Here is a 21318-nt window from a genome sequence, read left to right on the forward strand (position 1 = left end):
AATGGAAGACAGCAAACGTTATGAGGCCGGCATGGATGTTATGAAGGAACTCTTTTCAGAAGAAGTCCGTAAAGGCATGGAAGGCATGAAGCAAATTTCACCAGACTTTTGGGAAATGATCGTTTCGTTTGGGTTTGGTGACACCTATTCAAGAGAAGCACTATCACTATCACAAAAGGAGATCATCACGCTAACAGCACTAATCACGCAAGGCGCATTTGATCAGCTCAAAGTTCATCTGCAGGCTGCTCTCAAAGTCGGACTAACAAAAGAAGAAATCACCGAAATTATTATCCACTGCTCAGCCTACACCGGATTCCCCAAAGCCGTCCAAGCCATGGGAATCGCCGGCGAAGTATTTGACGGGACATAAGGGACAGGTCCCTTGTCCCGCCCAACACAGGTAAACACACCATCTCTGGGACTTCGATCTTGTTATTTTGTAATACTCAAACCAACTCACCTTCTCAGGTATACTTGATTTACTTTATATTTCCATTTTATCGCTAACCAGCTCACAACTGGTCTCCAGTGCATACCAGTCTAATTCCGCCAATAGCTGTTTCCCATACATTAAAGTCTATCAATTCGCAGACACACCCTCCTTTTCATAAAAAGTATTTTTTCGATAGCCACCCCATATGTGTAAATTTACCGCTAAAGTGAAATAAAAGAAGTAGTAAAAGTAAATACCCATAAAATTTGGGAGAATAATATTTTACTTATTAATAGAACATGCTAAATATGGTTTTAAATTACATTTACCAGTTGTCGAGTATGAGTATATCCTTTGAGGAGGGTCCTATGTCTACTACAATAATTATTATTTTACTTTGTATAGGATATGTTATTTTTACGATTGACAAAAAGCAAAAAAATTTTCCAGTTCCAGTTATTTTACTGCTGATTGGGATAGCCTTATCATTCATCCCGTACTTTTCTAGTATCCAGGTAACAGAGCATATGATATACAATATATTTCTTCCTGGTTTGCTGTTCACATCTGCATACCAATTTTCTGCTAAGGCACTTCATAAGAATGCGGGAATTATTGCTATGCTCAGTACCGTTGGCCTAATTATTACAGCTTTATTATTAGGTACGCTGATTTATATTTTAGGGGGTATATTTCAGCCTATCACATTCGTTGGTGCGTTATTGGTCGCATCTATTCTGACACCTACAGACCCTGTTTCAGTTGTATCGATTCTGAAACAATCAGCAAATGATACAAGTATCTCTGATGTTGTCGATGGAGAATCAATGATTAATGATGGTACAAGTATTGTTTTATTTGGAGTACTTTCAGGTATGTATGTACATGAAAAAATGTTTAGATTAACAAATTTCCTAGGAGAATTTTTTTATGTATCATTCGGGGGTATAGCACTTGGTATAACAATAGGCTGGCTGTTCAGTAAATTAATCCATATCACACACCACAAGGATTATCAAGTAATGCTAAGTATAATTATTGCTTATGGTGGTTTTCAACTCGCGGAACATTTGGGTTTTTCTGGTGTTCTTGCTACTGTCGCCTCGGGTGTCATGTTATCATGGGAATTTGATCATGCGATTAAAGAAGACCATTATCGTGAAGCATTGGCAGGATTTTGGGATGTTGTGGTACCCACCTTATTGACGCTGGTATTTTTATTGATTGGTATTGAAGCCACCAGCTACTTAGCTCATGCCAATTGGGGGTTAGCAATAATTGTATTTTGCCTTTCTATTATCGTTCGATTTATTATTGTTAGTGGAACGATTCAGTTATTCAGGGGTTGGCAGCATATTCTAGATTGGAAAAAAGCTCTTCTTATTTCCTGGTCAGGAGTACGAGGAACGGTGTCTATATTTTTATTATTAAGTCTTAATACAATGGGCTCAGAAAGTGTAGATAATTTAGTCTCATTAGCATTTTCCGTCGTCGTACTATCACTCGTCATCCAGAGTCTCGGCATTTATCCACTCTACAAAGGGACATAAGGGTCTGGTCCCTTGTCCCGGTTTCCAACCACCCCATGCAATTCATCAAATGCGGTCAATAACACTTTTGGATATGCCTGTGATTCTTGATAATTGCCTAATCGTCACCGCATTCAGTCCTTTAAGCTCTAAAATTACAGCATTCCTTTGTTCTTTTTTCATTTGTTGCAGAGTGCTACTGTTTGGTACACCTAGTTTGACTAAATAACTCTTTACTTCGCTATCGGAAAACCCAACTTTTACATGGTCCTCTAAACAATGATCATCATTCGTAGCCTGCATAAATTCGGCAAACAATTGGATGGCTTGATTTCTATCTTGGGAAAATAAGTTGAAACCTAAATCAATATCAACTAACTTTGGTTTTTGGAAGTATTCATCTATGCTTGTCCATCTACATTCAAATACATTAGTTGCTATTCCGGCCTTAACAGGGTTTTGGTGAATATATCGGAGAACTGTTAGAAAATAACGGGCAGTTTCTACATTTTCACTTTTAAATCGTTCCTGGAACAAATGTCCACAGCGTTCATACTTGGTATTGTACCAATATACATAACTTGCACTGATTCGTTGGATTACTTTCGAAATTGTCTCGTCTGTTTCCTTCATTAATAAGTGAATATGATTATCCATCAGACAATAACAGTATACTTTGAAATTACTTATATCCTTATATCGTTTTATTGTTTCTAATAGCCTCAGTTTATCCTCATCATTTTCGAAGATTGTCTGCTTATTTATTCCTCGCAGCATGATATGATAAATTCCATTGCTACTTTTCCGCCTTGGGCTTCTTGGCATAAATGAATCACCTCAAGAAATATCATATATTTAATTAGGTGAAATGGTCAAGAACGCATGTTTGGGCGGAATTTAATTTTCACTACTAATACGGCATAGAAAATAGAGTTTTATTTCAGGTAAAATTCAATTATTGAGGTCTAGTTAAGGAGCGAAAGATAATTTCTGTAATATTTTAAAAAAAGGGGGCTGGGATCTGAAATTCACGAGAGATTAGAAGCAATTGCCAAAGAAAAGCGGGACAAGGTTCCTGTCCCCTTTGTCCCGCTCATCCCACTTCACTTATCATTTCGTGTACTTTGGCAATCTCTTCGTCTGGAACTAAGTAATAATATACGCCGTCAATTTTAGTTCCGCTGCCTTTTAGCATATAACTGACTGTGTTCTTTCTGACATTCTTGTAATTAAATAACAAGTCCTTCATATCGTCAAAGTCCATGTTTGTTGCCATATTTTTACCCAGAACATCAATCATATTATCAATCTTGTTAACCGACGCGATGCTGGAACCTTTATCAATAATGGCTTCAATAACCTGACGCTGACGTTTTGTTCTGCCGAAGTCACCGTTTGGATCCTTATATCGCATACGGACATACCCCATTGCTTGTGGCCCATTTAATGAAATCTCACCTTTGGCATAGTGGTACCCTTTTTTGTAATAACCTGTATCATACCAATCCAGTTGATTATCAACAGTAATTCCGCCAACAGCACCAACCATTTCAGTTAGTCCTTCCATATTCATTTGCACATAGTAGTCCAAACTTATATCCAGCATACTTTCCACTGTAGAAATTGACATATCCGTTCCGCCAAAAGCATAGGCATGATTAATTTTATCCTCAAAGCCTTCCCCAACAATAGTTGTTCGCGTATCACGGGGGATACTAATCAATTTCATCTTATTATTTTTAGGATCAAGCGAAAGAACCATCAATGCATCTGAACGGCCACTGTCACCTGCGCGTTTATCAACACCCAGCAACAATATGTTCAATGGTTCCTGCGTCTCAATTTTCTTCTTCCCTATTTCATGATCTATGGATGAAACTTTCTTATGAATCTTTTCATTTACAGTATCCTTGGCATCATTATAAATGGAAAAAGCATACGCACTCACTCCGAGCCCCAGAATCAAAATAACTGCTAAACTAACTTTAAGCCAAAGTCGCCTTGGCTTTTTATTTCTATTGGAACGCTTTTGTTCTGACATGTATACATACCTCTCCATGAAAAATTCGTATCCTCTATTGTAAAACACATTCATTATACCATTCAGTAGAGGTAGTTTACTAGTTACATTTTGATATCATATGTTTACGATACCAGTAAAAGCATTATCAGAGATTAATCCCTGCCTCCTCTATCTTATGGAAAAAAATAAGACGGAACAAGTCATTTAAACGACTTAACCCGTCTCTATTTAATCCACTTATAAATTATTCGACATAAAACGGTAAGTGACAGGCTCCTACCAAACTACTTCTCCGGTGCCAGCTCTATTGCTTGTCTCAGGGCTTCCAGCATGCTTCTTTCGTCTGCTATACCTGTACCTGCGATGTCAAATGCTGTTCCGTGGTCAACACTTGTTCGGATAATTGGCAGACCTACTGTAATATTTACTCCGGCTTCAAGTCCCAATACTTTAATTGGTCCATGTCCCTGGTCGTGATACATGGCGAGAACGATATCAAAATCACCACGCTGCGCTCTGAAAAATAAGGTATCAGCCGGAAGTGGTCCTTCAACATTTAATCCTTCCTCTGTTGCACGGTCAATAGCTGGGAAGATTTTTTCTTCCTCTTCTCCATAACCAAATAACCCATTTTCTCCGGCATGTGGGTTAATTCCGCACACACCTATTTTAGGTTGGTCTACGCCAGCATTTGTAAGTGTTTCATGTGCTAATCGAATGACCTTATGAACACGTTCCGGATTAATCATATTGATAGCATCAATTAAACCTACATGAGTCGTTACGTGAATCACCTTTAATTTAGGGGAAGACAGCATCATGGAAAAATCTTTCGTACCCGTTAACTCAGCCAGAATTTCTGTATGGCCAGGGTAAATATGTCCACCTTTATGCAATGCCTCTTTGTTTAAAGGAGCGGTACAAATTGCATCGATTCGACCATTGTTTGCGAGTTCAATTGCAGTCCTTAAATATTCAAATGCTGCATTTCCAGCCTCTGCAGAAACCTGTCCAAATGGCAGATCACCCGGAAGTAAATCAAGATCATAACAAGCAATTTCACCAAAATTTGTTGTGAAATCAGAATCACCATCTACTTCCTTAATCGTTAATTCAGTATTCAGCAGTTCGGCAGCACGCTTCAACATTTTTGCATCGCCAATTACAATCGGATTGGATTGTTCATATACATGCTTACTCTGTAAACTTTTCACAATGATCTCCGGTCCTACTCCTGAAGCGTCTCCCATCGTAATACCTACTATTGGTTTATTGCTCATCTTTATTAACTCCCTTCAATTCCTGCATTGCATTATAAATCGAAGCTTCTTTTCCAAATGCTCCCGCTTTTGTAACAACTGTATATTCTGAATCTGTACCGATTAGTGTGCCCATTGGAATCCCCGCCTCAACTTGTTTGATTAAACGGAAGCCTATTCCACCTAGATGACGTGAGGTGTCTTTCGCTGTATCCCCGCCTGTTAATACCAAACCAGTAAGATCTTTATTTACGTCAGTTATTGCCGCCACGATATCACCGATGGCACCAGAAATACGTTCCCCAATTTGGTAGCCTGTTAAATTAAGGTTTTTTCCAGTTTCCATAACTTGATCCCTTACTTCTTGATTAGAAGGAACATACAAAACAATATCATTCCCCATTTCTAACCCTTCAAGCAAATCATTAATAATATCCTGTCTCAGGTTTTCCCAATCATCCTCAAAAATTTGCAGTGGATCTAGTTCCATCGCTGTTACGTCGGGTTGATTTACTGCATAACGTACTTGATTCTGGGTTACCTGTGATAAACTTCCACAAACCGTCATGACACGGTTGGATTTGGCAAAAGATCGCTTGTCTGTCTTTTCACTGATTCCAAGTACTTCAGGAAGGACCTCAGCTAAGCCAGCAGACCCAGACCAAATAACCCTTTCAGAAACAGCAGCCATTTTTTTAGCTGCTTCTTGTAAATCTTCCTGTGATTCTGCATCACAAACAATATAGCTAACTTTGTTTTCCTTAAAGCTATTAATTTTTTCCCGAAAATCAGATAGGTCTGCTTCAATATCTGCTTTTTTCAATAAGCCCACTGGTTGTCCAATTTCGTTTTGCAAAAGCTCAGGAATAGATGATTCCGTTACAGGATGCTTCGGGTCCTTTGATATTTCTGTTTTAGCTATTTTCTCACCGTTGACATAGTGAATACCATCTATCGTTGTTCTGCCAACTGGAGGGAAAGCCGGAGCAATAAATACAAACTCCGGTTTAAACACATCATACAGCACCTGCAACTCGGTTCCAATATGCCCCCTCAGGGTGGAATCCATTTTTTTATAAATAGACACATAACCTGCTTGCTTTAAAAACTGACCAGCCTGCTTCGTCACAGAAGCCGCTTCATCCTTAGATAACGCACGTGAATTTGTATCGATGACAACCCCGCTATCAAGGTTATCCTGATCTTTCGGGATATCAAAAAGAACGGAAGTATTAATACCTTTTTCTGTAAGCTGAACGCCACTATCATTTGCTCCAGTTAAATCGTCTGCAATAATACCTATATTGTGTTTCATGTTGATTCCTCATTTATTAACAGATTTATATTATTCAACTACATAGTCGTCCGGTACTTTAACACCTTTTTTGTCTAACCGCTTCACAAGAAAGCCGATATAAATCGGAAGCAGAATAGCTGTTGTAACAGTTGAAGCTGCAACTTGTACTGTTGCAAGATCAACGTGTGATGCAAAGCTTGCGCTGGCAGCTGCAATTGCTGCAGGTGTTGCTACTGCGTTACCTGCAGTCGAACCTTCTGAAGCACCAGCAATCGGATTCCATTTAAATGCTTTAAAAATGAAGTATCCTGCTGTACCAGTTAAGAATACAGTTGCAAGTCCAAGAATAATACCTGACAATCCACCATCAATAATTGCGCCAAAGTCAATGCCCATACCTAATGCGAAGGCGAAGAACGGAATTAACATGGAACTTCCTTTATCGAAGAACTCTCTCATTTCTTCATCTAAATTACCTAATACCATACCAACAACGATTGGTAATAATACTGCGATAAATGAAACGAATGAAAACAGCCCGTCAACAAATCCCATAGCACCAAAAATAGACAATGCTACCATTGTAAAGAAAGGACCATCGTTTAACGCAAGCAATGAATATGCTGCACGGTCTGTTTTATCACCATATTGGCCAACCAGCGCTACATACAGGCCACCATTACTGTTAGTCATTGCAGCAATAATCGCAATCGGCGCTAAGCCTAACCAAAGACCATTTTCACCAGCCAGCATATATGCAATAAGACCGAATGTTGCACCTACTATCCACTTGGTCGTCAGCAATGTTGCACCTTTACCAAGACTAACCCCGACATTTTTCAAATTAATTTGCGCTCCTGTACATAATAGGAATAGTGCGATAAGCGTGCCTGCCCCATCTACGAATAATGCCTGTGTGAAATTACCAATCCTTAGTAAATCAGGTGCGACGGTATTAAGTGTTGCAGCAAGCAACAATGGTACTACCATCATACCTCCAGGAACTTTTTCTATTGATGCTTTAATTCTCATGTTTATCCCCCTCATAATATATTGTTTAATAATTAAACATAAAATAAAAAGTAAAGCGTTTTCACATATTATAATAAGATATCATGATATAAAATGCAACATATTTCATCAAAATTTTATTTATTTCAAAAAAAACTTATGAATTGTTGCATTTTGTAACAAATTCACAAAAAAAGAGAACCCTGCCTAGGATTCCATTAAATTACTGCTTCAACTTCCGCCATAATGTTGAACGATTAATATTCAGTCTTTTTGCTGCTTTTGATTGATTGTTTCCTTCTTCTTCCAATACCTGCCTGATTACTTGTTGTTCTATTTCTTCCAAAGTTCCATCAAGAGGGAGTTTTTTATCATGAGCTGTCAACATTTGTTTGTATGTATTCATCAATTCTTTTACATGGAAAAGTTCTATATAATTTGCCGTCGTCATCCTGCCCAATTCTCTGATTGTCTTTTTTAACTGTGACAGATTTCCCAGCCATTCAAACTGCAAAAGATATTCAATCGCATCATGTTTCATTCCGATTGTTTCATTGCCATTTTCAGCATGAAATTCAGCTAAGAAATAATCAACAAAAGCCCCAATATCTTTTTTTCTCTCTCTTAATGGTGAAAGATGCATGACATGATCAGAAATTTCCTGATAGAGCTCTTCATCAAATGCTCTTTTGTGCACAAGATGATCCAGCGATTCATTAGCTAGCACAATAACTTGCATGGTATTTGGTACATTTCGTAATAAGTTTTTAATAGCATCCTGCATACCAGCAGACAGTGTTTCAATGTCTTTTATAACAACTGTTCCGTGCTTTATAGCCGTAAGCTTTGATAGTATCTTATCTCCACTCGCTAAGTGACTTCCTTCTAAAACAACTATAGGAGACTCCTGCCCAAATTTTTCAAAATGTAATTCTTGCGCAACCGTATATTTACCTGTACCCGGCTCGCCGATAATACACAGCATTTCATCAGCGCGTGCAAATTGCTGTATATTATCTCGTAAACGCTTGGCTTCTCCACTCTCTCCAATAATCGGGATATGCACAGGGGAACCGATAATTCTAACCGCTCTATTTTCGGATTTCACCTGTGAGGAATGAACAGTTATTCCTATGATACCTTCTGACTTACTTACCAGAAAGGCTTGTATTTCGTATACAGTATGTTCACCTTCTACTTCAGACCACTGATTTGTTTCGTTTTCCAATACCCTCTTTATTACCTTCGAGAGATCAGGTGACTCTAATATCTCATGACACTGACTATTTTGTTCGTACATTAAGTTTTTCTCAATTACATTTGCATTTTTATTCAATAAAATAACCGGGAAAGGCATTGAATTGAAAGTTTCCTGAAAATAATAGAATTGCCCGTTTACCCTGCGAAAGAAGTTATATACTCTTTTTCCTTCTTCAAAAGCATCTGTAACGGCTTCTTTTCCGGACGTAATCAGAACCCCACGCAATCCAACCTGCTCAGCAACCTGAACCGTGATAACATCGCCAATCACCACTCCAAATCCCTGTTGCTTGAGTTCCTCCAAGTGACCTCTCACTTCAGTTCGGGATTTAATGGTGATCATCTTTACATCAAATTCTAAAATATTACATATTGTAGCTGCACCTTGAGAAATATTCGCATAGCCAACGAGCGCAACTCCTTTTTTTATTCCACGGATGAGTGTAAATACACGCAGCATATCATAGCCGGTAATATCGATATGAACCACCGGTATCGAAACTTCATTCTGGATCATTGTGGCAGTCCCACCGCGACTGATAATTAACTCATACCCTTGTTTCTCTGCTAATTTCGCCGCCTTCACACCTTCCTCAAGGTTGGCAATTGTCACATTTAGATCTATATCTTCTGGAGTATCCACTTTTTTAGCCGTTTCTGCCAGACCTTGATATGGGGCAATCAGGAGTGTTTTTATCATCTTACATCCCTCACTTGTTGCATATTTCAACACTTTCATTATTACATATAGACGACTGAATGTCATGTGAAATACTTTCGAGTTTTGGGGCTGCTCGCTCTAGTTTTGAGGTCTACTCGCTCGAGTTCTGAGGTTGCTCGCTCGAGTTCTGAGGTTGCTCGCTCGAGTCTGCGGTCTACTCACTCGAGTTTCGGGTTAAGATCGCTCTAGCTTTCATGACACCCCAATGGATATGTTAAGTGCGGGCAAAAACAAAAAAAGCACCATTCAGGCGCTTTTTTTGTCTTTCACTATGTAGTTCATTGCTGCTTCTTCATGGTAATTAATTTTCTTTTTGAGCTTATGTTTAAATCTTTCATCAAGACAATCGGAAACGATAGTTGATAATTCCCTAAGTCTTAATTGATGCCAAAAAAATCTACCACGATAGTAAAATTTTTTCAAACATATTCCTCCTTGCAATTCCATAAATCGACGGAGGTCGTATTCGATATCTGGCAAGCATTGTCATCCGACTTTAGCCCCTGTAGTTTTGCGTCATCGTTTTTCAACGATTTTGCCCTTTCGTACGATTTATGTTGTTAGTTGTATTATCGTGTATATAGTCATGGTTTTGAATAGTTCTTTATACCTATTTGTAAGAATCTGGTTCTTTGTGGAACAATAGGAAAACTATCCGCCAAACTGTTATAATTTCATTACTATACCCGCCTAAAAAAGGAGACAAAAGCATTGATTAATGTATACACAGATGGAGCTTCAAGTGGCAATCCGGGAATTAGTGGTGCTGGAGTTCACATAAAAACAAACGGAAAAATTTACGAATATTCTATTCCACTGGGAGAGATGTCCAACCATGAAGCAGAATTTCATGCTGTGTTGAAAGCTTTGGAAATTTGCCGTGATAATTTTCCAGATGAAATACTGTCATTTCGATCGGACTCAAAGCTTGTAGTAGATGCAATTGAAAAAGATTTCACGAAAAACAAAACCTTTCTCCCCTTACTTGAGAAGATCAGAGTTGCTTCAAGTAACTTCCCCTACTTTTTCATCAAGTGGATTCCTGATAAAAATAACTATGCAGATAAATTAGCAAGAAAAGCAATTCAGAAGCAGTAGATGCCACACTAACTTAAGCCAAAATCCCTTACAATAGGGACTTTGGCTTTTTTTGAAACATTCCGTACAAAACCTTTCACATACTAATTCTATTGCATTGAACAAGTACATATACTTTATAACTGCATTAACAATTAAATAAGGGGGAGTAGATTTGAAAGCAGGATTACGTTTGTTTTCATTCGTTTTTTTAATAGTGGGTCTTAGTTTTTTACTGTTCGGCTGTGGTTCAGAATCCGATGCTGAGCAAGACGGAGATAGCGGTAAGCAAAAACTTGTTGTGGGTACAGATGCAACATATGCACCGATGGAGTATATGGATAGCGATGGAAATATTGTAGGGATAGATATTGACGTTGTCAATGCGATTGCTGAAGCAGCAGGTGTTGAAGTAGAGTATAAAAACATTGGGTGGGAGCCATTATTTCCTGCGGTGGAAAATGGAGAAGTAGATTTTGCTGTATCTTCCATTACCATCACAGAAGAAAGAAAAGAGTCATTCGATTTCACCGACCCATATTACTTTGCGAATCAATTAATTCTCACGAAAGAAGACTCAGATATAAAATCATATGCCGATCTTGAAGGCAAAGAAGTTTCAGTCCAAATAAACACGACGGGACATGTCGCTATACAGGAGCTGCTGGGAAAAACAAGTTCTGACATTGTTGCAACAGAAACGATGCCACTTGCTATCAATGAAATGTTGAACGGCAATGCTGATGCGGCAGTTGGTGATAATTCCACCGTCAACGAATATATCAAGAACAACCCAGACACAGAACTAACGACAATCGAGGATGATAGTTTTGAGAAAGAGTATTATGGACTAATGGTTAAAAAAGGGAATACGGAAATGCTGGAATTATTAAACGAAGCAATCCAGAAGGTCAAAGATAGTGGTAAATTGGAGGAAATCACTGGCTTCGCTGTTGAGTAAACATCTGTCATAACAGGATTATTTAAAGTTTGCTCATTTGGGGGTAGTTGTAATGGATTTCCTGCAAAATATACGCTTTGATATGATATGGAGCTACAAAGAATTGTTTATTCGAGGTGTCGGCATAACGCTGGCACTCACCCTCGTCGGCTATCTAGGGGGAATTATATTAGGCTTATTTTTTGGATTGGGGAAAATGTCCAAGAAGAAGTGGATCTACTACCCTTGTAAATACTATGTCGACTTTTTCCGTGGGACTCCATTGCTAGTACAAATATTACTAATTCACTTAGCGGTAATCCCAACCATTTTCGGTCACTCCTTAGGCTACTTTGCATCTGGAGCACTTGCACTCGTTTTAAATAATGGAGCATATAATGCGGAAATAGTCCGGGCAGGTATTCAGTCTATTGAAAAGGGGCAAATGGAAGCAGCCAGATCACTCGGTATGCCATTTACCGAAGCAATGAGAAGCATTATTTTGCCCCAGGCTTTTCGTCGGATGATACCTCCACTCGGAAATGAATTAATTGCACTGCTTAAAGATTCATCGCTGGTTACGGTGATAGCGGCGAATGACTTGCTTTACGCGGGCAAAGTAGTTGCAGGCGCCTATGCGCGATTCTGGGAGCCATATATTACAGTTGCGATTTTATATTTAATGCTGACATATGTTTTTACGAAGATTATTACGTATGTGGAAAATCGTTTTAGTAATAGCTATGTTCCATCACCAAGAAAACGTCCTTTCACATCCGGTTCCAGATCTGCAGGAGGATGAAGTAATGATTAAAATACAAGGCTTATTTAAATCATTTGGTGACTTAGAAGTTTTAAAAGGAATTAGTTATGAGGTAAAGGAAAAAGAGATTATTTGTGTAATCGGACCCAGTGGTTCTGGTAAAAGTACTTTTCTTCGTTGTATTAACCTCTTGGAGGATATTACCGCTGGGGAAGTTTTTATCAATGACGTGAAAGTAAACGATGAAAACACGAATATTAATGAGATAAGGAGAGACGTGGGAATGGTGTTCCAGCAGTTCAACCTTTTCCCGCATATGCGGGCACTGGCAAATGTTGCACACGCACCGAAAAGAATTCGGAAAATGCCTGCCGCTGAAGCTAAAAAACTAGCATTCCAGTTACTTGAAAAAGTTGGACTTAGTGATAAAGCAGATGCCTTTCCTGAACAATTATCAGGCGGGCAGCAACAGCGGGTAGCAATAGCCAGGGCTTTAGCAATGCAGCCAAAGATTATGTTGTTTGATGAACCAACCTCAGCACTTGACCCGGAAATGGTAAAAGAAGTGCTTGAAGTCATAAAACAGCTTGCATACGAAGGCATGACGATGGTGGTTGTCACGCATGAAATGGGCTTTGCCAGAGAAATGGGTGACCGCATCTTATTCATGGATGAAGGACTTCTCGTTGAAGACGGAACACCTGAACAACTATTTAAAAATCCAAAAAACGAACGAACAAAAACATTTCTAAGCCAAGTTTTATGACGGAGGGCCACCGGCGGGACATGGGGTCAGGTCCCTTGTCCCTTCCCTCCTATCACAAAAAAAGCCGAGATCCCATCCAATTGGAATTTCGGCTTTTTACTTCATTCGCAGAACCCCGACCTGTTACGCAGGATTCAGTATCCTTTTTAGAAACTGCTTCGTCCGCTCTTCTTTTGGTTCCTTCAGTACTTGGCTTGGAGGTCCCTGTTCGACGATAGAACCTTCATCCATAAACAGGACTTCATCAGACACCTGTTCGGCAAATTGTAATTCGTGGGTCACGACAACCATTGTCCAGTTTTCTTTTACCAGGTCTTTGATGACAGATAATACTTCTCCGATCAATTCCGGATCCAGTGCAGAAGTCGGTTCATCAAATAGCATCAGTTCAGGTTTAATTGCCAATGCGCGTGCAATACCTACGCGTTGCTGCTGACCGCCGGATAACTGATTTGGGTAAAGATCCGCTTTATCCTTTAACCCCACTTTGGTCAACAACTCCATTGCCCTAGCCTGCTCCTCTTCCTTCTCACCCTTCTGCACGATAATTGGGCCCTCTGTCACATTTTCCAGGGCAGTTTTATGTGGAAAAAGATTATAGGATTGGAACACCATCCCGGACTTTCTTCTTAATTTCAATACACCCCGCTTATGGATCTTATTGGAAAAATCAAGATTAAAAGAATCATGAAATGAAAAGGTTCCTTCATTTGGTTGTTCCAATGCATTCAGACAGCGAAGAAGTGTTGTTTTTCCAGAACCTGAAGGACCTATGATTGATAATACTTTTCCTTTTTCGATCGTTAAATTGATGTCTTTCAGAACTTCCAGATCACCAAATGATTTGGTCAAGCCATTTACAGTTAAATACACAGATAATTCACCTTCCTAGGAAGAAATATGACGCTCCAGCCGCGTTTCGATTGCCTGCTGAACAAGTGACAACAGAAAACAAACAATCCAATATAAAAATGCCGCCTCAATATAGATCAACATGAAATCGTATGTTACAGCAGCAATCTCTTGTGCTTTCCTGAATAACTCCGTAACAAGAATTAATGAAGCAAGTGATGTATCCTTCACCAAACTGATAAACGTATTGGATAAAGGCGGCACGGATACCCTCGTGGCTTGAGGAAGAATTATTCGCCTAAGCGCTGTATTTTGAGTCATCCCAATCGTATATGCGGCCTCCCATTGCCCTTTTGAAATAGATAAAATAGAAGCACGGATAATTTCGGATGCATATGCAGCTACGTTAATCGAAAATGCAATAACAGCACTTGGAAAAGGGTCAATCGTTACATCAAGACTTGGCAGCCCATAAAACACAATAAATAATTGAACAAGCAATGGCGTCCCTCTGACTGCCGATACAATTGCAATAGACGGCGCACGGAGAAATGCTGACTTGGAAAGCCGCATGATAGCAAGTAATAGTGCGAACAATATTCCAACGGTAAATGCTATTAAAGTAAGCGGGATTGTATATTGAATCCCGCCTAAAATCATCGGAAGCAGAGAGTTTTTGAATAACTCCCAGCCTCCCATCGTTGCATCTATGGTAAATAACATATTACTTGGAAGAAACATCTTCACCAAACCATTCTTTTGCAATTTTAGCTAGCGTGCCATCTTCCTTCATTGCTTTTAATTGTTTATCGACCGCGTTAACTAATTCTTCATTTCCTTTATTAAAAGCAAATGCTGTTTTGGACGCATCATCCTGTTTAGCAGCAATTTTAATTTGCTCTGACCCTTGCTGCTGGATATAATCAAGGACAGCAAGCCTGTCATTAACCGTCACATCTGCTCTACCCTGCTTCAGCAATTCAATTGACTGTGCTAAGCCTTTAATGTTAACAATTTCTGCTCCATTTTCTTTAGCAATCTCCTCGAAGTTACTTGTAAGGGATTGTGCGGACTTTTTCCCTTTTAAATCGTCAAATGAATCAATACTTTCATTATCTTTAGGTGTAACAACTACCGCTGATGAATATGTGTAAGGTACAGAAAAGTCATAGTTAGCCTTACGTTCTTCATTGATTCCCACCTGGTTAGCAATCAGATCAAATCGTTTCGAATTCAATCCTGCAAACATTGAATCCCATTTCGTTTCCATGAATTCAACGTCGACACCCATACGATTTGCAACTTCCCGGATGACTTCCACATCATAGCCAGTCAGTTTATCTTCTGCATTATGGAATGTAAATGGAGCATAAGTGCCTTCTGTTCCTACAGTAAGTACACCTTCTTCCATAACTTGATCATATAAGCTTGCCGTTTCTCCAGACTCATTATCTGCACTGTTATTTTGCTGCTCTTCGCCAGATCCACATGCCGACAGAACAGCCACTACACTTGCCAGTACCAACAAATAAAATAATTTCTTCATTTTTATACCCCCAGTAATCTTATCGGAATAATGTCTCATTGATTATAAAGTATCCTATGCAATATGTAAATCAATTGATTTCGAACTTATTTATATACTTACCCAAAATCAGAATTTCATTAAACCGGGACATGGGGTCAGGTTCCTTGTCCCTAATACTGAAAATGCTATAATGAGGAAAAGATTGGATGAGAATAAAAGGAGGATCACAATGACACACCGTAAAGGCATCAAACGTCATGAGTCACTACAACCTCTGTCACGACACCATATGATTGGGCTGCACTTGGCACTGAAGCTAAAACGAGCTGGAACAGATGAAAGCCGTTTAACAATAGAAGAAATTAAGCAGGAAGCCGATGAATTTTGGAATCCAAATGGACAACAGCATTTCCGGGAAGAAGAGGAATTTCTTTTACCCGCTTACGCCCAGTATGAAAATGTAGAGCAGCCGGAGATTATAGAGATGCTTTTGGAACACGTGAAGATACGTGCACAAATGGATAATCTTATCAACGCAAAAGATGTCAGTTTAGATGCCATGCACGAGTTGGGTATGCTGTTAGAGGCACATATTCGAAAAGAAGAGCGTGTGATTTTTCCAATGATAGAAAAGGCATTACCAGAGGACAAGCTCCATGAACTTGCCCCTTATTTGCATTGAGTATAGGGTATTGGTACCTAGCAATTGCGGGACGAGGAACCTGACCCTACGTCCCTCTCTTCTTCCACTTCAACAGCATATGTTCAACTGCTCCAGTACCGATAAATATCCCACTTAAAATAAAGATAAATCCAACCACATGACTTATGGTAATTACTTCATTTAAAAAGATAGACGCCCCAATAATCCCGAAAAGTGTATTCATATTGATAAAGAGAGCTGCTTCAGCTGGTCCTACTTTTTTAATAGCGTAATTATATGTCATATGGCCAAACGCTGATGCGAAAACTGCACTGAACAAAAAGACTGCCCCCAGTTTCCAATCAAGCAAATAGGTAATCTCCTGAATTCCTGATCCAAATGCCTGACTCAATATAAAAATAAAAACCGACCCAAGTAAAAGCATGTAGCCAGTTGCCAGACGTGGATCAAATGTCGGCTTCAGTTTGCTAATTAAAACAAAACTAAATCCCTGAACGACAACTGCCAGGAACACGATGAAGTCACCTAATGAAACAGCCGCCAATCCGTCAGCACCTGTCAACGTTGTCACGACTACTCCGATAAATCCTAAAATAAATCCTGAGACTCTTAGCCACGTAACACGCTGACGCAAAATAATAACAGTCATCATCACGGTAACCAGCGGCATCATCCCTAAAATTAGCCCACCGTTTATTCCCGACGTCAAATTTAGACCAACTGCAACAAACGAATGATGTAAAACGACATTAAAAATAGCTATGTAAAAAATGACAAGCCACTCATGCTTCCGTGGTAATCTGAATATCCCCATCACAGCACAGATTACCAACACTACAATACCAGCTGCCATAATTCGAAAAGACGTCAACAGCATTGGGTCAATTGCATCAACAAGCACCTTCAGCGCCGATAAATTTAACCCCCACATTAACATTACCAGTAATAATAAAATGTAAATTTTAACCATAAACCTATTCACCTATTTCCACAGTTGATTCTTCTACTCTACAATACTACCAGGAAACTGTCACGGGACAGTGGGGTCAGGTTCCTTGTCCCCCGTTTCCCGGACTGGGACGAGGTTCCTGTCCCCTTCGTCCCTTTCCCCTCCGTCCTTAGAAAACTTGACTTATGCCAAGCTTTAATGGCGGAAGCCTTAGTTGCACTTATGCAGTAAGAAAGGATTTATCCTTTCTTAACTGCCAAGCAAAAAAGCCAGCCCCCGCGGCTGGCTTTTTCCTCTATTATTTAATAAAACTAGTGTCAACTAATCCTTCTAGGTCTGGTTTTTCTTCCAGGAATTCAAGGTCATAGGAGGAATTCGCAAAATCCTGTAATACTTCTGCGTCAACTTCATATGTGAAATCAATTCGTTCCCATGCGTTATCAATAACGGATGCCGAAAGTTCCTGATCGGTAATTTCTTTTATCTTCTTGATAGCAATTTCTTTTGCTTCTGCTGGGTTATCCTGAATGAACTTTGTTGCTTTTTTGTGACCATCCACGATACTTTGAACTAAATCAGGTTTGTTGTCGACTAGATCTTGTGACGTTACAAACACTGCTGCTGGTAATGTTTCACCATATGCAACGTCTTTCGTATCTACAAGTACTTCGCCACTTCCTTTTTCTTCAATAACAGATGCCCATGGTTCTGGAACAGTTGCTGCGTCAACATTTCCTGTAGTAAACATGCTATGATATGTTGCTGGTTTACCTGTAACATGCTTCATTTCCCCACCAGTACGATCGGATGTGATGCCGTATTCCTCTTTCATCATTGTTTCGAATTGAACATCATGCGTACAGCCTACACGTGGCGAGATAAAGGTTTTCCCTTTCATATCCTCTGGTGAATCAATGTTGGCCCCTTTTCTAGCCATAATAACCGTACCACCAGTTGAACCTGCAGCGACAACGTTAATTTTTGCCCCGCTTGTAAAGTGGTTCATCGCTGGCCCTGGTCCGACAAGTCCGCCTTGAATGTCGCCTGTTTCAATAGCGGTCATAAATGCTGAACCATCCGGAAAGTATTGGTAGTTTACTTTTGTCCCGTCTGGTAATGTTTCGGTGTATAGATCCTTTTCTTCCGCTACCATTCCTGCAACATGGTTAATATTCGGGAAGTACCCAATTGTAATTTCCTTTGATCCCTCACCGCTTCCATCTCCACCTGATGCTTCACCACTGCTGCTTCCACATGCAGCTAACACAAGACTAAGTGCTGCTAATGCTATGACTGATAAGAACTTCTTCATTTAAAACTTCCACCCTTCATTTTATTTAACTAATCCCCAACGTTTCATAACGTTTTTCTCTAATTTAGAAAAGACAAGTTGATCAACGATTGCGCCAATCAGCCCGATAATAATGATGATTGCAATAACCTGGTCCATGCGGGCATAGTCCTGCGCGTATCTCAGCGAATAGCCGAGCCCTGGTCCATTACTTAGTAATTCACCAGCCATTAATGCGCGCCAGCTGAATGCCCAGGCGAGCCTGACACCTGACATGAAATAGGGAATACTTGCAGGTATCTCAACACGGTAAAATAATCCAAACCCGCTCGTTCCCATCGTTCTTGCCGCCCGTACGAAGTGAGGTGGGACATTATGAATTGCTGACCTGACATTTAAGGCCATAACAAATGTTCCGCCCAAAACAACAACAAATACAACCGCAAATTCGGTGAACCCAAATAGCATGATAGCAAGTGGAACCCAGACAATACTCGGAATACTTTGTAAGGCAATCAAATACATGCCCGCTGTCTCATCCGCCTGCTTTGATTTACCAAGTATCACACCAACAATCGTTCCCAGAAAAATCGCCATGAACAAGCCTGCAAACAAATGCTTAAAACTCGCCCCTAATGCTTTGACGAAATCCCCATCTGCAAAGCCATTATATAATGCTGCCCAAACTTTACCAGGGGACGGAAATACAACATCTGCAAACATATTCATCGAATAAACCAACTGCCATAATCCAATGATCACAGCTAAAAATAGTACACGTTTAACGACTATATTGAACTTCATTTGATAACTCTTCCTCTAAGACTTTTTTTATTTCACCTTCAAGCAAATCCATAACTTTCTTTTCATGCTCAATTACTACTTGATCCTCACGCTTTCTTGGCCTTGGTATATCTACTTTAAAATCAGATATCACACGCCCAGGACGCGTCCCCATCACAATGACACGATCTGACAGTTTAATAGCTTCCTGGATACTGTGCGTCACAAAGAGGATCGTTTTTTGTGTTTCCTGCCAAATTTTAATTAACTCATCCTGCAATATATGGCGTGTCTGTTCGTCCAGCGCTCCAAATGGTTCATCCATTAATAAGACTTTCGGATCCATTGCAAGTGCCCGTGCTATCGCAACACGCTGTTGCATTCCGCCAGACAGTTCATAAATGTAGCTATTCTTAAACCTGCTTAAGTGGACCATTTTAAGATAGTGATCCGCACGTTCATTAGCCTCTTTTTTACTCATAATCCCTTTTAATGGAAAGGTAATGTTATCGCGAACATTGAGCCACGGGAATAACGAAGGTTGCTGAAAAACCATACCACGATCACGTCCAGCCTGTTTGATTTCCTTTTCCTGAAGCAAAATTGATCCATCAGTGGCGTTTTCAAGTCCTGCGACCATCGATAGCAACGTCGATTTTCCACAACCAGACGGCCCCAAAATCGATACGAATTCGTTTTCAGATACATTTATGTCAATATCGGAAAAAACTTCAAATGATGACTGCTTCTCTTCGTCTGTAAAGGTCTTTCCAACATGATTCAATTCAAGAAACAATGAATTACCCCCTTTCATGATAATCCCTATCAACTAACTTGGTTATTACAGTATACTCATTTGACCGTTCTTGTGTCAATGGTTTTTATCCCTAAATTCAGAAGAAATCCCTACTACCTAAAAACACGAGTTACCAACAAAATTGATAACTCGTGTCAAAAATTTATTCAAGATCTACTATTCTTTTACAGTTCTGGATTCTCTAAAACTACTGCAATTCCTTGTCCTCCGCCAATGCATAATGTAGCCATCCCATACCTTACTTTTTTCTTTTTCATTTCAATAGCGAGTGAATAAGTTATACGTGTCCCACTCGCACCTACCGGGTGACCCAATGAGACCGCCCCACCATTTACATTTACAATTTCAGGATTAACCTCTAATTCCTTTAAAACTGCCAATGACTGTGATGCGAATGCTTCGTTTAACTCTATTAAATCTATATCTGTCCACTCTAGACCAGCACTTTTAAGCGCTTTTTCACTAGAAGCGACGGGTCCAATCCCCATTATTTCAGGGTCAACTCCAGCCATACCCCATGAAACAATTCGTGCTAGTGGGGTTATATCACGACGTTCCTCCAAGTATGACCCAGATGCAAGTATAACAGCAGCCGCTCCGTCATTTATACCACTTGCATTACCAGCTGTTACAGAACCATCTTTTTTAAAAGCAGGTTTTAATTTTGATAAATCCTCTACCTTAATATCTGTACGAATATGTTCGTCTTCTGAAATTACCTTTTCTCGCTTCTTTTTAGTAACAGTAACCGGGACTATCTCCTCTGAAAATCTACCTGATTTGGTAGCAGCATCTGCTTTTTTATGTGATTTTAGTGCAAATTCATCCTGCTCTTCGCGTGAAACACTGTATTTCTCTGCAAGATTTTCGGCTGTAACACCCATTCCACAACCAATATATTCATCTGTAAGTGTCCCCCATAACATGTCATCAACCTTAGGAGACCCATTAGGTGATCCAAACCTAGTATCCCGAAGTACATGTGGAGCTTGACTCATATTTTCTGTTCCGCCTGCTAAAGCGGTATTAACACCACTTAGCATAATATTTTGGGTGCTTGATATAATTGCCTGTAATCCGGAACCACACAATCTATTAACCGTTAGGGCTGAAGAAGACTGAGGAACCCTACTTTCCAATCCAATATGTCGAGCCAAATAAGAGGATGAAATATTGGTATGAATGACATTACCAAATGATACATCTTCAATCTCTTCAGCAGATAATCCGCTTCTCTTTATAGCCTCTTGTGATGCAGTAACACCCAACCTAATATCTGTAATATCCTTGAGCGCGCCACCAAATATTCCAAAAGGAGTTCTTGCACCTTCAATTATATAAACTGATTCCAA

22 protein-coding genes and 1 riboswitch are annotated in these 21318 nt (G+C 39.7%); of the genes, 7 read left to right on the top strand and 15 right to left on the bottom strand.

What is annotated here, in order from left to right; all coding sequences use genetic code 11:
* Position 1 precedes the first annotated feature (1 nt).
* The gene (locus tag ACTWQM_RS02295) at positions 2-373 is read left to right on the top strand and encodes a carboxymuconolactone decarboxylase family protein (RefSeq protein ID WP_443256546.1); all 372 of its coding nucleotides are present in this window, start codon (positions 2-4) and stop codon (positions 371-373) included.
* A 431-nt stretch (positions 374-804) separates the two neighbouring features.
* A complete protein-coding gene (locus tag ACTWQM_RS02300) occupies positions 805-1986 on the top strand; it encodes a cation:proton antiporter (protein WP_443256547.1) in 1182 nt (393 codons plus the stop codon).
* A 45-nt stretch (positions 1987-2031) separates the two neighbouring features.
* Here ACTWQM_RS02300 and ACTWQM_RS02305 read toward each other — a convergent pair whose 3' ends face one another.
* The 7 genes from ACTWQM_RS02305 to ACTWQM_RS02335 all read right to left on the bottom strand — a co-directional run bounded on the left by ACTWQM_RS02305 (position 2032) and on the right by ACTWQM_RS02335 (position 9959).
* Positions 2032-2790 (bottom strand): transposase, encoded by a 759-nt coding sequence (locus tag ACTWQM_RS02305; protein ID WP_443256548.1) that lies wholly within the window; start codon positions 2788-2790, stop codon positions 2032-2034.
* A gap of 268 nt (positions 2791-3058) precedes the next feature.
* Positions 3059-4006: an LCP family glycopolymer transferase gene (locus ACTWQM_RS02310; RefSeq protein WP_443256549.1), complete on the bottom strand. Its 948-nt coding sequence runs from the start codon at positions 4004-4006 to the stop codon at positions 3059-3061.
* 266 nt (positions 4007-4272) lie between these two features.
* Complete coding sequence (gene pdxA / locus ACTWQM_RS02315) at positions 4273-5268, bottom strand: 4-hydroxythreonine-4-phosphate dehydrogenase PdxA (protein WP_443256550.1); 996 nt, start codon at positions 5266-5268, stop codon at positions 4273-4275.
* Positions 5258-6562, bottom strand: coding sequence for a four-carbon acid sugar kinase family protein (locus tag ACTWQM_RS02320; RefSeq protein ID WP_443256551.1), 1305 nt, complete (start codon positions 6560-6562; stop codon positions 5258-5260). Before ACTWQM_RS02320 ends, pdxA begins: the two co-directional genes overlap by 11 nt.
* A gap of 30 nt (positions 6563-6592) precedes the next feature.
* A complete protein-coding gene (locus ACTWQM_RS02325; protein ID WP_443256552.1) occupies positions 6593-7576 on the bottom strand; it encodes a 2-keto-3-deoxygluconate permease in 984 nt (327 codons plus the stop codon).
* 202 nt (positions 7577-7778) lie between these two features.
* Positions 7779-9515 (bottom strand): PrpR N-terminal domain-containing protein, encoded by a 1737-nt coding sequence (locus ACTWQM_RS02330; protein ID WP_443256553.1) that lies wholly within the window; start codon positions 9513-9515, stop codon positions 7779-7781.
* Positions 9516-9782: 267 nt separating this feature from the next.
* Positions 9783-9959: a hypothetical protein gene (locus ACTWQM_RS02335; protein ID WP_443256554.1), complete on the bottom strand. Its 177-nt coding sequence runs from the start codon at positions 9957-9959 to the stop codon at positions 9783-9785.
* 42 nt (positions 9960-10001) lie between these two features.
* Positions 10002-10086: riboswitch (cyclic di-GMP riboswitch) on the bottom strand.
* Between the two features lie 161 nt (positions 10087-10247).
* On the opposite strand from ACTWQM_RS02335, the gene ACTWQM_RS02340 reads away from it, so the two are divergent.
* From ACTWQM_RS02340 to ACTWQM_RS02355, 4 genes are all read left to right on the top strand, one after another.
* A complete protein-coding gene (locus ACTWQM_RS02340; protein WP_443256555.1) occupies positions 10248-10634 on the top strand; it encodes an RNase H family protein in 387 nt (128 codons plus the stop codon).
* Positions 10635-10788: 154 nt separating this feature from the next.
* A complete protein-coding gene (locus tag ACTWQM_RS02345; RefSeq protein WP_443256556.1) occupies positions 10789-11574 on the top strand; it encodes a basic amino acid ABC transporter substrate-binding protein in 786 nt (261 codons plus the stop codon).
* 52 nt (positions 11575-11626) lie between these two features.
* Positions 11627-12355: an amino acid ABC transporter permease gene (locus ACTWQM_RS02350; RefSeq protein ID WP_443256557.1), complete on the top strand. Its 729-nt coding sequence runs from the start codon at positions 11627-11629 to the stop codon at positions 12353-12355.
* Positions 12356-12359: 4 nt separating this feature from the next.
* Positions 12360-13082, top strand: coding sequence for an amino acid ABC transporter ATP-binding protein (locus tag ACTWQM_RS02355; RefSeq protein WP_443256558.1), 723 nt, complete (start codon positions 12360-12362; stop codon positions 13080-13082).
* Between the two features lie 123 nt (positions 13083-13205).
* Here ACTWQM_RS02355 and ACTWQM_RS02360 read toward each other — a convergent pair whose 3' ends face one another.
* Genes ACTWQM_RS02360 through ACTWQM_RS02370 form a run of 3 tightly spaced genes read right to left on the bottom strand, consistent with a single transcriptional unit; the run spans position 13206 to position 15480 of the window.
* On the bottom strand, positions 13206-13955 hold the full coding sequence (locus ACTWQM_RS02360; RefSeq protein ID WP_443256559.1) for an amino acid ABC transporter ATP-binding protein: 750 nt from the start codon (positions 13953-13955) through the stop codon (positions 13206-13208).
* A gap of 15 nt (positions 13956-13970) precedes the next feature.
* Positions 13971-14675 (bottom strand): amino acid ABC transporter permease, encoded by a 705-nt coding sequence (locus tag ACTWQM_RS02365; RefSeq protein WP_443257076.1) that lies wholly within the window; start codon positions 14673-14675, stop codon positions 13971-13973.
* Positions 14659-15480, bottom strand: coding sequence for a transporter substrate-binding domain-containing protein (locus tag ACTWQM_RS02370; protein WP_443256560.1), 822 nt, complete (start codon positions 15478-15480; stop codon positions 14659-14661). The genes ACTWQM_RS02365 and ACTWQM_RS02370 overlap by 17 nt, the downstream gene beginning before the upstream one ends.
* Before the next feature lie 211 nt (positions 15481-15691).
* On the opposite strand from ACTWQM_RS02370, the gene ACTWQM_RS02375 reads away from it, so the two are divergent.
* On the top strand, positions 15692-16144 hold the full coding sequence (locus ACTWQM_RS02375) for a hemerythrin domain-containing protein (protein WP_443256561.1): 453 nt from the start codon (positions 15692-15694) through the stop codon (positions 16142-16144).
* A gap of 46 nt (positions 16145-16190) precedes the next feature.
* On the opposite strand, the gene ACTWQM_RS02380 is transcribed toward ACTWQM_RS02375, so the two are convergent.
* The 5 genes from ACTWQM_RS02380 to ACTWQM_RS02400 form a co-directional block, all read right to left on the bottom strand.
* Positions 16191-17096: a DMT family transporter gene (locus ACTWQM_RS02380; RefSeq protein WP_443256562.1), complete on the bottom strand. Its 906-nt coding sequence runs from the start codon at positions 17094-17096 to the stop codon at positions 16191-16193.
* Between the two features lie 277 nt (positions 17097-17373).
* A complete protein-coding gene (locus tag ACTWQM_RS02385; protein ID WP_443256563.1) occupies positions 17374-18387 on the bottom strand; it encodes an aliphatic sulfonate ABC transporter substrate-binding protein in 1014 nt (337 codons plus the stop codon).
* A 21-nt stretch (positions 18388-18408) separates the two neighbouring features.
* On the bottom strand, positions 18409-19170 hold the full coding sequence (locus tag ACTWQM_RS02390; protein WP_443256564.1) for an ABC transporter permease: 762 nt from the start codon (positions 19168-19170) through the stop codon (positions 18409-18411).
* Positions 19148-19945, bottom strand: a complete 798-nt coding sequence (locus ACTWQM_RS02395; RefSeq protein WP_443256565.1) for an ABC transporter ATP-binding protein — start codon at positions 19943-19945, stop codon at positions 19148-19150. Before ACTWQM_RS02395 ends, ACTWQM_RS02390 begins: the two co-directional genes overlap by 23 nt.
* A gap of 185 nt (positions 19946-20130) precedes the next feature.
* A complete protein-coding gene (locus ACTWQM_RS02400; protein ID WP_443256566.1) occupies positions 20131-21318 on the bottom strand; it encodes a thiolase family protein in 1188 nt (395 codons plus the stop codon).

This window comes from Virgibacillus sp. L01 (assembly GCF_052246775.1).
GTDB lineage: Bacteria > Bacillota > Bacilli > Bacillales > Amphibacillaceae > Lentibacillus.